Below are 10,801 nucleotides of genomic sequence, written 5' to 3'. Positions count from 1 at the left end.
GACAAACTATGCGCGAAGCGCATAGTTTGTCCGATTGTCAGACCTGACCCCGAATCTATTGGAAGCTGGCGGCGAAGGCGTCGCGGGCGGGGTGCTGGGGGATGTCGCGCCGCCACACCATCAGGGTCTCCACTTCGGCTACTTCGGGCGGCAGTTCGTGGCATTGCACGGTGCGGCCGAGGTTGCGCTGCTTGATCACTTCGCGCGGCATCATGGCCACCCCCATGCCGGCGGCGACGCAGCCGATGATGGCTTCGAAGGTGCCGAATTCGGCCAGGCGGGTCGGGCTGATGCCGGCGTCGGCAAACCACCATTCCAGGCGGCGGCGGTAGGAGCAGCCGCTGCGGAAACCAAGCAGCGTGCGGCGCGCCACGTCGGCCGGTTCGCGCACCGGGCCTTGCAGGGCGTCGGTCAGCAGCACCAGCTCTTCCACAAACACCGGCACCTGCACCAGCTCCGGACGTTCGATCGGCGCCGCCACCAGGGCCAGGTCCACCTTGTGGTTAAGCACGGCCTGCACCATGTGGTCGGTGGGGCCGGTTTCCAGTACCAGGTCGACTTGCGGGTACTGGCGGTGGAAGGCGCCCAGCACGCGCGGCAGGCGGGCGGCGGCCGTGGTTTCCATCGAGCCGATGCGCAGCTGGCCCGACGGTTCCTGCTCGCCACGCACCGACATTTGCGCTTCGTCGGCCAGGCGCAGCAGGCGTTCGGCGTATTCCAGCAGGCGTGTGCCTTCCGGTGTGATCAGCAGGCGCCGCCCGGAGCGGTGGAACAAGGTCACGCCCAGCGATTCTTCCAGCTGGGTCAGGCGGGCCGAGACGTTGGACTGCACGCGGTGCAGGCGGGCGGCGGCCTGGGTCACGCTGCCCTCCTCGGCCACGGTCTTGAAAATGCGCAGCGATGAGAGTTCCATTCAGTTCTCCTGGCGAGATGGATTGCTTCATTATTATTCATTTTTAATGATACTGGAAGCGGCATATAGTTCAGGCAAACAAGGAGCTTTGCCATGCCACGACCATCGCCCGCCATCCTGCTGGCCGCCAGTTTCGCCTTCGTCATCGTCCAGCTCGACGTGACCATCGTCAACGTCGCCCTGCCCGCCATCGGGCGCGAGCTGGGCGCCGGCGTGGGCGCGCTGCAGTGGGTGGTGGATGCCTATACCCTCAGCTTCGCTGTGTTCCTGCTGTCGGCCGGCGTGCTGGGCGACCGCTTCGGCGCGCGCCGCATTTTCCTGGCCGGCTTTGGCCTGTTCACCGTGGCGTCGCTGGCCTGCGCCCTGGCGCCGGGCGCCCTCGCGCTCAACCTGGCGCGCGCGGTGCAGGGCGTGGGCGCTGCCTTCATGGTGCCCAGCTCGCTGGCCATCCTGAACGCGGCCTATGCCGGCGAGCGCGCGCAGCTGGCGCGCGCCATCGCCTGGTGGACCGCCGCCGGCGGCGTCTCGATCGCGGCGGGCCCGGTGCTGGGCGGCCTGCTGATGGAGGTGGCTGGCTGGCGCGCCATTTTCTGGGTCAACATCCCGCTCTGCCTGCTCGGCTTCGGCCTGACCCTGCGCGCCGTCCCGGCCCTGGACGGCAAGCCGGACGCGCGCGGCATCGATATGCCGGGCCAGCTGCTGGCCATCGTGGCCCTGACCGCCCTGGTCGGCGCCGTGATCGAAGCCCATGCGCTGGGCCTGCGCAGCCCGCTGCTGCACGGCGCCCTGCTGGCGGCGCTGGTGGCCGGCGCCCTCTTCCTCCGGCGCCAGCGCCGCGCCGCCGCACCCATGCTGCCGCTGGGTCTGTTCGCCGCGCGCGCCTTTTCCGGCGCCGTGCTGTTCGGCGTGCTGGTCAATTTTGCCTATTACGGGGTGATCTTCGTCTTCAGCATTTACCTGCAGCAGGTGCGCGGTTACCCGGCGCTGCAGGCGGGCCTGATCTTCCTGCCGCTGACCGGCACTTTCATCTTTTCCAATCTCGCCAGCGGCTGGCTGCAGGCGCGCGTCGGGCCGCGCCTGCCGATGGTGGCGGGCGGCCTGGCCGGCGCCGCCGGCTACGCGCTGCTGGGCGGCTTCGGCATTGCGCACGACGCGTCGTTCCTGGCCATGCTGCCCGGGCTGCTGCTCATTCCCGGCGGCATGGGCCTGGCCGTGCCGGCCATGACGACGTCGATCCTGGCGGCCGTCGAGCGCCGCCAGGCGGGCACCGCCTCGGCCGTCCTGAATACGGCGCGCCAGGTCGGCGGCGCCATGGGTGTGGCCATCTTCGGCACCCTGCTGGCCGGACCCGGCAGCGGCGCGGCCCTGCACGGCACCCGCCTGGCCCTGGCCGTGGCCAGCGCCCTGCTCCTGCTGGCCGCGCTGCTGGCCTGGCGCTGCCTGCCCCAACCATTTTTCAACCAAGGAGAAACACCATGCCGTACGTAAATTTCCGCATCACCCGCGAAGGTGCCACCGCCGAGCAGAAGCTGGAACTGATCAAGGGCGCCACCGAACTGCTGCAGCGCGTGCTGAACAAGAACCCGGCCACCACCTTCGTCATCATCGACGAGGTGGACACCGACAATTGGGGCATCGGCTACGATAATGTGACCACGCTGCGCGCACGGGCGGCGGAGGCCAGGGCCAAGCAGGCTTAAGCGGTGCGCGGACCCACGTGGCTGCGGATATCGGCCAGCTGCTGGCGCAGCAGGTTGAGGTCGACCGGCTTCACCAGGTAATGCTGGATGCCGGCTTCCGCCGCCAGGCGGCGCGCCTCGTCGTGGCCCCAGCCGGTCATGGCGATGAACACCGTGTCGTCATCCTGGCGCAGGGCGTGGATGCGGCGCGCCGCCTCGTAGCCCTGCATATCGGGCAGGCCGATGTCCATCAGCGCCACATGCGGATGGAAGCGCTCGGCCAGCGCGATGGCGCCCTGGCCGTCATGCGCCTTGCCCACCAGGTAGCCATCCATTTCCAGCATCGTCTGCAGCATCTCGGCGCCGTCCACATTGTCGTCCACCACCATCACGCGCAGCGGCCCCTCGCCATCCTGGCCGTCGGCGCGCGGGGCCGGGCGCGGCCGCCGGCGCCGCTCCGCCACCACGATCGGCATGCGCAGCACGAATTCGCAGCCCTGGCCCGGGCCGGGGCTGTTGACCTGCACCGTGCCGCCATGCATGCGCGTAAAGCGTTGCGCCAGGCTCAGGCCGATGCCCAGGCCGCCCAGCGCATGCGAACGCCCGGCCGGGCCCTGCACGAACAGCTCGAAGATGCGGGCGCGCGCTTCCGGCTCCAGGCCGGGGCCATGGTCGCGCACGGCCAGCACGATATCGCCGCCCTCGACCGTCGCGCGCAGCTCGACCGGCGCGCCCGGCGGCGAGAACTTGATGGCATTGCCCAGCACATTGGCCAGGCTCTGCACCAGGCGCGCCCGGTCGCCCGACAGCAGCACGCTGCCCGCCGGCTGCTGCAGCTCGAGCACCTGGCCGCCCGCTTCCAGCTGCGGCCGGCACAATTCCACCGCATGCTGCAGCACCGTCTCCAGGCTGACCCACTCGCATTTGAGCGCCACCTTGTCGTTGGTGATGCGCGCCACGTCCAGCAAGTCATCGACCAGGCGCGTCAGGTGCTTGACCTGGCGCTCCACCACCTGGGTGATATGGCGCAGGCGCGGCGAGCTGTCGGGCATGGTGTTCAGCACATCCATCGCGGTGCGGATCGGCGCCAGCGGGTTGCGCAGTTCGTGCCCGAGGATGGCCAGGAACTCATCCTTGCGCCGGTCGACTTCGCGCATTTCGTACTGGCGCTTGCGCGCGCGGCGCGCCGACAGGGCCGCGCTGAGCAAGGTGGCGCGCCGCACCGGCCGCTCGAGCAAGGTGACATTGCCGACCTGTTCGAACACCTTGCGCACGGCCACCGAATCGAGACCCTGCTTGCTCAGCACCAGCACCGGCAAGTCCGACCAGGCCGGCTGGCCGGACAGGAAGCCGGTCAGCTCGGCCAGGAAGCCGGCATTGAACGCTTCCTCGACCACGAACAGGGCGGCGGCGCCCTGCCGCAACTGCGGCACCACCTGCGCCAGCGCCGCACAGGTTTCGCATTCCAGGCGCGCATGGGCCAGCACGTCGCAGATCAGGCGGGCATCCTTGCCGACCGGGGCGTAGACCACGATGCGCTGCTCGAGCTTATCCATGCGACTCCTTGCCCGCGACGTGCTCCTCCGGCGTCGGCACCCCGGTCAGGATGCCGCGGAAGCCGGCCAGCACAGGCCCGACCTGGATGCCCTGGCGCGTGATGTCGAACGAGCGCAGGGTGGTTTCGTGTTCGCTGCCGCGTTTCTTGAACACGGAGAGGGCCTTGTGCACGGCGCCGAACGCTTCGTAATAGCGCAGCAGCAGCACATTGTCGGCCAGGTAGCTGACATCGACATTGGAGCTCATGTTACCGATTACACCCTGCTGCACGCCGACCAGCAGGGTGACCACGCCGCGCTGGCCCAGGTAGGTCAGCACTTCGCGCAGGTGCGTGGTCAGGAAGCGCGCTTCCGGCATCGCGTTCAGGTAGCCGTTCAGGCTGTCGATCACCACCACCCGGGCGCCGGCGTCGGCGGCGCGGCACACCATGTGGGAGAACTGCCCGGGCGACAGCTCGGCCGGGTCGATCTGGTGCACCGTGAGCAAGCCTTCGGCGATCGGCGTGCGCAGGTCCATGCCGATGCCGTCGGCCCGGTTCAGCAGCGTGCTCAAGGCTTCCTCGAACACGAACATGGCCGCCTTGTGGCCCTGCCCGGTGGCCGTCTTGACGAACTGCGCGGCAAGGCTGGACTTGCCGGTGCCCGGCGGCCCCGAGATCAGGGTGCTGGAGCCAGCCTCGATGCCGCCGCCCAGCAGCGCGTCGAGTTCGGCGCGCCCGCTCGCCACCTGGTGCCGGGCCACCGCTTCGCGCGATTCGGACGGCACGATGCGCGGGAACGCCACCACGCCGCCGCGCACGATCACATAATCGTGCGGGCCGCGCCGGTAATCGATGCCGCGGTACTTCAGCACGCGCAGGATGCGCCGCTCGGCGCCGTAGCCCGACTCGGCCTGCTGCAGCGAGATCACGCCATGGGCGATGCTGCGCACCTGCTGGTCGCCGCCCACCGCGGTTTGATCGTCGAGGAACAGGGCGGTGCAGGCGCGCCGGGCAAAGTACTGCTTGAGTGCCAGCACGTGGCGCCGGTAGCGCAGCGCGCTGCCGGCCAGCAGCTGCAGTTCGGACAGCGAATCGAGCACCACGCGGCTCGGGTTGAGCTGTTCGATATGGGACAGGATGCGGCGGTTGGTCTCGCCCAGTTCCACTTCGGACGGGTGGAATACGGTGTACTGCTCATCCGGATCAAGCACGCTCTCGGCCGCGATGATTTCATGCACGCTGATGCCGTCCATCGAAAAGCCATGCGAGCGCGCCACGGCGCGCAGCTCGACCTCGTTCTCGGCCAGCGTAATGTACAGCACTGGCTCGCCGCGCCGCGCGCCTTCCACGAGGAATTGCAGCGCCATGGTGGTCTTGCCGGAACCGGGATCGCCTTCCAGCAGGTAAAGCCGGTCCTTGGTCAGCCCCCCTGCCAGGATGGAGTCGAGCCCGTCGATGCCGGTCGAGATGAATGCGTCAGTCTGGTTGTTCTGCGGTTGGAGCATACTGGACCCCGCGCGAAGATTGTCGATAAGACACTATAGCAGTTGTATCCAAATTGCACGGTACGTTTGAACCGTGCCCCTGGTCAATTGCAACCGCAGAATCGCTTGGGTTTGCTGGCGTCGCACACCGTGCCGTCCAGCTGCTTCCAGAAGAACACCGTTTCCACGCCGTACGGCGAGCGCACGTTGCCGGCGCGCAGGTAGCCCTGGCGCGCGAAGAATTCCTCGCCGCTGGCGGTGCTGTGCAGCTGCAGCGCCTTCACGCCCCAGCTGCAGGCTTGCTGCTCGACGCAGGCCAGCAAGGCCTTGCCGGCGCCGCGCTGGCGCACCTCGGGCAGCAGGTAGCACAGGGCCAGCTTGCCGGCCGCCGTCAGCAGGGCGACGCCGACCACCGCCCCGTCCTCGGTGGCGACCACGGCGTAATTGGTGGGCGAGGCGAACCAGGACGCGACCGTTTCCGGGGTCTTGTTGCCGAGCCAGGCGCCGAGGATGGCGGGATCATTTTTATGGTCAAGCACACAACATTCGGCGATCGAGCGTCGCAGCACCTCACAGGCAGCCGTGGCGTCGTTCGCTTCCGCGCGGCGAATTTCAAAACTCATGCGTGCTCTCAAATAACCAGTTCACAGGCGGAATATACACCAGCGGCAAAATCCCCGTCGGCCACCGCCCGGCGGCAGCCTATCTAAGCTTATAACGAATAAGTAGTTTCATTTCGGCGCCGAATTCTAGACCATGCATATCTGTTTTCACAATAGAGACTGCCATGACTTATAACAAATTCGCATTTGCACTCGGCACCGCCCTGGCGGCGGCTGCCGTCGGTTTCGCCCCGGTCGCCGCGGCCCAGGAAGTGACCCTGCTGAACGTGTCCTACGACGTGGCGCGTGAACTGTATAAGGACGTCAACCCGGCCTTCGCCGCTGCCTATAAGAAGAGCACCGGGACCGACGTCACCATCAAGCAGTCGCATGGCGGCTCGTCCAAGCAGGCGCGCGCCGTGGCCGACGGCCTGGAAGCGTCGGTGGTGACCATGAACCAGGCCAACGACATCGATATGCTGGCCGACCGCGGCCTGGTGGTGCAGGACTGGGCCAAGAAATTCCCGCACAATGCGGCGCCGGCCTATTCCACCATGGTCTACCTGGTGCGCAAGGGCAATCCGAAAGCGATCAAGGACTGGGGCGACCTGGCCAAGCCGGGCGTGCAGGTGATCATCCCCAACCCGAAAACCGCCGGCAACGGCCGCTACACCTACCTGGCAGCGTGGGGCTCGGTACTGAAAAAAGGCGGCAACGAGGCGCAGGCGCGCGAGCTGGTGGGCAAGATCTTCAAGAATGTGCCGATCCTCGACGCCGGCGGCCGCGCCGCCACCACCACCTTCACCCAGCGCCAGATCGGCGACGTGCTGGTGACCTTTGAGAACGAGGTGAGCATGGTACGCGCCGAATTCGGCGACAACTTTGAAGTGGTGTACCCGGCCGCTTCCATCCTGGCCGAATCGCCGGTGGCGGTGGTCGATAAAGTCGTGGATAAAAAGAATATCCGCAAGGAAGCGACCGCCTACCTGAATTTCCTGTATTCGGAAGCGGGCCAGGAAATTATCGCCAAGCACTATTTGCGTCCGCGCTCGGAAGCGGTGTTTAAGAAATATGCCGCCAATTTCAAACCGATTTCCCTGTTCACCGTGGATGAGGTGTTTGGCGGCTGGCGCGCCGCGCAAAAGAAACACTTTGACGATGGCGGCGAGTTCGACAAGATTTATTCGTCCAAATGACGTATTTAAAAGCCGGCCAAGCCGGCTTTTTTTTCGCCTTAAGTTGCGCATAATTGACGCTGGCTGGACGAGTTAACCCATAAGTGATATCTTCGGAATTTAGAATATTGCCCCTAATCCAGCAATATTCCGCCCTGACCTATCCCGCATTCCGAACATGCTCAAGAAAATCACCACAGCCCTGCTGATGTCGATCTCCGCCGCCGTGTTTGCCGCTCCCATGAGCTCGCAATCCGTGCTGGTCGTTGAGGATGAGACCGGCAAAGTCCTGGTCGAGAAGAACGCCACCGCCGTGGTCCCGATCGCTTCCCTGACCAAATTGATGACCGCGATGGTCGTGCTCGACTCCAAGCTCGATATGCAGGAGCAGATCAGCATCGACCGCGAAGACGTCGACACGCTCAAGCACAGCACCTCGCGCGTGCCGGTCGGCGCCACCCTGTCGCGCGGCGAAGTGCTGCAACTGGCGCTGATGTCGTCCGACAACCGCGCCGCCGCCTCGCTGGCGCGCACCTTCCCCGGCGGCCCCGCCGCCTTCAAGGCCGCGGTCGACGCCAAGATCAGGCAGCTTGGCATGCACAGCACCCGCATCGACGAGCCGACCGGCCTGTCGCCGCACAACACCTCGAACGCCGCCGACCTGGTGAAGATGGCCGCCGCTGCCGCCAAGTACCCGGAAATCCGCCGCATGACCACCGATACCGAGGAAGTCATGACCATGAAGGGGCGCAAGGTCGAGTACCACAACACCAACCGCCTGGTCGGCGCCAAGGGCTGGGACATCGGCCTGTCGAAGACCGGCTACACCGAAGAAGCGGGCCGCTGCCTCATCATGCGCATCACCGAGGCCGGCCGCAACGCCACCCTGGTCCTGCTGAACGCCAGTGGCAATTCCGCGCGCCTGATGGATGCGCTGAACATCCGCCGCCTGCTGGCCGGCGGCAATGAGCCCAAGGTGATGAAAGCATCCAGCCCGCGCAAGAAAGCTGCGCGCACCACGGAACGCCGTCGCCGCCGCGCCTGACCTGACGGGGTTCGCTGCCGGGAGGCGCCATGGACCTGCTGCGCAACCTGCGCTTCGCGCGCCGCCTGGCGATCCTGGTCGGGATCTTCGCCGCCGGCTTCCTGCTGTACGGCCTGTGGTCGTTCCGCACGCTGGATGAACTGCGCGTGAACGGTCCGCTGTACGGCGACGTGATCCAGGGCAAGGACCTGATCGCGGACGTGCTGCCGCCGCCGCTGTACATCATCGAGTCGTTCCTGCTGGCGCAGCAGCTGGCCGCCGCCGGCAACCAGGCCGAACGCGACCAGTTGGCGCAGCGCCTGCGTACGCTGCACGCGCAGCAGCTGGCGCGCCAGCAGTACTGGCAGGGGCGCCAGCTCGACCCCAGCCTGGCCGACGCGCTCAAGCAAAGCAACCTGCATGCGGCGGCTTTCTACCGCGACGCCTTCGGCCAGCTGGTGCCGGCGCTCGAGCTGGCCGACAAGCCGCGCGCCGAACACGCCCTGCTGTCGATGAAGCGCCATTACGAGCAGCACCGGCGCGTGGTCGACAACCTGGTGCAGCTGGCGGCGAGCCGGGCCCGCTTTACCGAGGGCCAGGCCGCCGACCGCGTGCAGCGCGACAGCGTGCTGCTGCTGGCCATCCTGGCCGCCTCGCTCGGCCTGGCGGTCGGCCTGGCCTGGCTGATCAGCCGCAGCATCACGCAGCCGCTGGCCGAGGCGCTGGCGGTGGCGCAGCGCATGCATCAGGGCGACCTGTCCTCGCCGCCGCCCGCCCCCTGCCACGACGAAACGGGCGAGCTGCTGCTCTCGCTGCACGCCTTGCAGCAGGACCTGGCCAACGCGGCGGCGGCGCGCGACGCCGCCGGCGACAAGCTGCGCCGCACACGCCGCCTGCTCGACCAGCTGATGAACAATGCCGACCTGCTGGTACTGGGCCTGGGGCGCGACGGCGAAGTGCTGCTGTTTAACGACACCGCCGTGCGCGTGACCGGCTGCGCGCGCCAGGCCGTGCTGGGGCGCGTGTGGCGCGACCTGCCGCTGCTGCCGATGTCGGCCATCGCGCTGTGGCCGGCCGGCGGCCAGCAGGAGCAGCTGCGCGCCATGCCGCCGGCGCAGGAACACCTGCTCACCACCGCCTCCGGCGACGAGCGCCGCATCGCCTGGCGCCACACCGTGCTGGAGGAAGGCGACATCGCCCTGCTCTCCTTCGGGCTGGACGTGACGGAGCTGCGCCAGGCCGAACGCGCCATCGCGGCGGCGCAGGAGACGGCCGATAGCGCCCACCGCAGCAAGAGCTCCTTCCTGGCCAATATGGGCCATGAAATCCGCACCCCGCTGAACGCCATCATCGGCCTGACCCAGCTCGCGCTGCAAGGCCAGCTCGACGCCCGCCAGCGCAGCTACCTGCAGCAAGTCGACGGCGCGGCGGCCAGCCTGCTGGCCATGTTCAACGACATCCTCGACTTCTCGCGCATCGAAGCGGGCGCCTTGCATATGCAGGAATGCGTATTCAGCGTGCGCCAGGCCGCCGAACAGGCCTGCGCCGCCTGGCAGGCGCCGGCCCAGGCCAAGGGCCTGCGGCTGGAATGCGCGGTCGATGCGGCGGTGCCGGCCGAGCTGGTGGGCGATGCCGCGCGCCTGCAGCAGCTGCTGCAGCATTTGCTGGCGCACGCGGTGCGCTTCACCGACCAGGGCAAGGTGCTGCTGGCGGTGCAGCGCGACACGGGCGATGGCGGCCACGGCGCCACCGTGCTGCGCTGCGAAGTGCGCGACACCGGCGCCGCGCGCGACGCCGCCATCCAGCTGTTCGAGCCGGTGTCGCAGGGCGACAGCGCGGCCGGCCTGGGGCTGTCGGTGGCGCGCCAGCTGGCGGCCATGCTGGGCGGCCACCTGATGCTGGAGAGCGACCCGGCGCAGGGCAACCGCTTCATCTTCACCGCCCTGTTCCAGCACGCGCTGCCGGCCGCCACGCCCAGCGCGGAAGCGCAGGCCGTGGCGCGCGCGGCCTGGCCGGCGCTGGCCGCCTGCGGCATCGACGTGGCCGGGGCGCTGGCGCGCATGCAGGGCAACCCGTCGCACCTGCACAAGATGCTGGGCCAGTTCCTGCACAGCCAGGCCACCCTGCATGCCGCCATTGCCGACGCGCTGGCGCAGGGCAGCCAGGCGCGCGCGCAAAGGCTGGCGCACACCCTGGCCGGGCTGGCGGCGCAACTGGGCATGGAGGACTTGCGCCAGGGCGCGGCGGAAGTGCTGAACGCCCTGCGCGGCGGCGCCGGCGCGGACGCCGAGCTGGCGCGCCTGGCGCCCCGGCTCGACGCGGTGCTGCAGGCCATCCGCGCCGACCTGCAGGCGGCCCAGGGGCCGGGCGCGCAGGCCGCCTGAAGC

9 protein-coding genes are annotated in these 10,801 nt (G+C 68.0%); 5 read left to right on the top strand and 4 right to left on the bottom strand.

Annotated features, from left to right (window positions below):
• Window positions 1–55: 55 nt before the first annotated feature.
• Entirely contained in the window at window positions 56–913 is an 858-nt protein-coding gene (locus tag ACE3TQ_RS15945; protein ID WP_374583263.1) for a LysR substrate-binding domain-containing protein, read from the bottom strand.
• 93 nt (window positions 914–1,006) lie between these two features.
• Here ACE3TQ_RS15945 and ACE3TQ_RS15940 point away from each other — a divergent pair, with 93 nt between their 5' ends.
• Window positions 1,007–2,401: an MFS transporter gene (locus tag ACE3TQ_RS15940; protein ID WP_374583262.1), complete on the top strand. Its 1,395-nt coding sequence runs from the start codon at window positions 1,007–1,009 to the stop codon at window positions 2,399–2,401.
• Window positions 2,389–2,613, top strand: coding sequence for a 4-oxalocrotonate tautomerase family protein (locus ACE3TQ_RS15935; RefSeq protein WP_374583261.1), 225 nt, complete (start codon window positions 2,389–2,391; stop codon window positions 2,611–2,613). Before ACE3TQ_RS15940 ends, ACE3TQ_RS15935 begins: the two co-directional genes overlap by 13 nt.
• Here the strand turns inward: ACE3TQ_RS15935 and ACE3TQ_RS15930 are convergent.
• The 3 genes from ACE3TQ_RS15930 to ACE3TQ_RS15920 form a co-directional block, all read right to left on the bottom strand.
• The gene (locus tag ACE3TQ_RS15930; protein WP_374583260.1) at window positions 2,610–4,148 is read right to left on the bottom strand and encodes an ATP-binding protein; all 1,539 of its coding nucleotides are present in this window, start codon (window positions 4,146–4,148) and stop codon (window positions 2,610–2,612) included. The two genes, ACE3TQ_RS15935 and ACE3TQ_RS15930, sit on opposite strands and share 4 nt — an antisense overlap.
• Window positions 4,141–5,634: an ATPase domain-containing protein gene (locus ACE3TQ_RS15925; protein WP_374583259.1), complete on the bottom strand. Its 1,494-nt coding sequence runs from the start codon at window positions 5,632–5,634 to the stop codon at window positions 4,141–4,143. The genes ACE3TQ_RS15930 and ACE3TQ_RS15925 overlap by 8 nt, the downstream gene beginning before the upstream one ends.
• An 83-nt stretch (window positions 5,635–5,717) precedes the next feature.
• On the bottom strand, window positions 5,718–6,236 hold the full coding sequence (locus tag ACE3TQ_RS15920; protein ID WP_374583258.1) for a GNAT family N-acetyltransferase: 519 nt from the start codon (window positions 6,234–6,236) through the stop codon (window positions 5,718–5,720).
• A 164-nt stretch (window positions 6,237–6,400) separates the two neighbouring features.
• Between ACE3TQ_RS15920 and ACE3TQ_RS15915 the strand changes: the two genes are divergently transcribed.
• The 3 genes from ACE3TQ_RS15915 (at window position 6,401) to ACE3TQ_RS15905 (ending at window position 10,798) form a co-directional block, all read left to right on the top strand.
• The gene (locus ACE3TQ_RS15915) at window positions 6,401–7,411 is read left to right on the top strand and encodes a sulfate ABC transporter substrate-binding protein (protein WP_374583257.1); all 1,011 of its coding nucleotides are present in this window, start codon (window positions 6,401–6,403) and stop codon (window positions 7,409–7,411) included.
• A 157-nt stretch (window positions 7,412–7,568) separates the two neighbouring features.
• A complete protein-coding gene (locus ACE3TQ_RS15910) occupies window positions 7,569–8,435 on the top strand; it encodes a serine hydrolase (RefSeq protein WP_374583256.1) in 867 nt (288 codons plus the stop codon).
• Between the two features lie 29 nt (window positions 8,436–8,464).
• A complete protein-coding gene (locus ACE3TQ_RS15905) occupies window positions 8,465–10,798 on the top strand; it encodes a histidine kinase dimerization/phospho-acceptor domain-containing protein (protein ID WP_374583255.1) in 2,334 nt (777 codons plus the stop codon).
• The last annotated feature ends 3 nt before the right edge of the window (window positions 10,799–10,801 follow it).

It is taken from the genome of Pseudoduganella sp. (genome assembly GCF_041914865.1).
Classification (GTDB): Bacteria; Pseudomonadota; Gammaproteobacteria; order Burkholderiales; family Burkholderiaceae_D; genus Rugamonas.
The sequence above is the reverse complement of the archived record's forward strand: the minus strand, read 5'-3'. Positions and strand labels throughout refer to the sequence as shown.

Coding starts and splice junctions, on each gene's coding strand:
- ACE3TQ_RS15945 (WP_374583263.1), bottom strand. CDS start 913: ATGGAACTCTCATCGCTGCGCATTTTCAAGACCGTGGCCGAGGAGGGC.
- ACE3TQ_RS15940 (WP_374583262.1), top strand. CDS start 1,007: ATGCCACGACCATCGCCCGCCATCCTGCTGGCCGCCAGTTTCGCCTTC.
- ACE3TQ_RS15935 (WP_374583261.1), top strand. CDS start 2,389: ATGCCGTACGTAAATTTCCGCATCACCCGCGAAGGTGCCACCGCCGAG.
- ACE3TQ_RS15930 (WP_374583260.1), bottom strand. CDS start 4,148: ATGGATAAGCTCGAGCAGCGCATCGTGGTCTACGCCCCGGTCGGCAAG.
- ACE3TQ_RS15925 (WP_374583259.1), bottom strand. CDS start 5,634: ATGCTCCAACCGCAGAACAACCAGACTGACGCATTCATCTCGACCGGC.
- ACE3TQ_RS15920 (WP_374583258.1), bottom strand. CDS start 6,236: ATGAGTTTTGAAATTCGCCGCGCGGAAGCGAACGACGCCACGGCTGCC.
- ACE3TQ_RS15915 (WP_374583257.1), top strand. CDS start 6,401: ATGACTTATAACAAATTCGCATTTGCACTCGGCACCGCCCTGGCGGCG.
- ACE3TQ_RS15910 (WP_374583256.1), top strand. CDS start 7,569: ATGCTCAAGAAAATCACCACAGCCCTGCTGATGTCGATCTCCGCCGCC.
- ACE3TQ_RS15905 (WP_374583255.1), top strand. CDS start 8,465: ATGGACCTGCTGCGCAACCTGCGCTTCGCGCGCCGCCTGGCGATCCTG.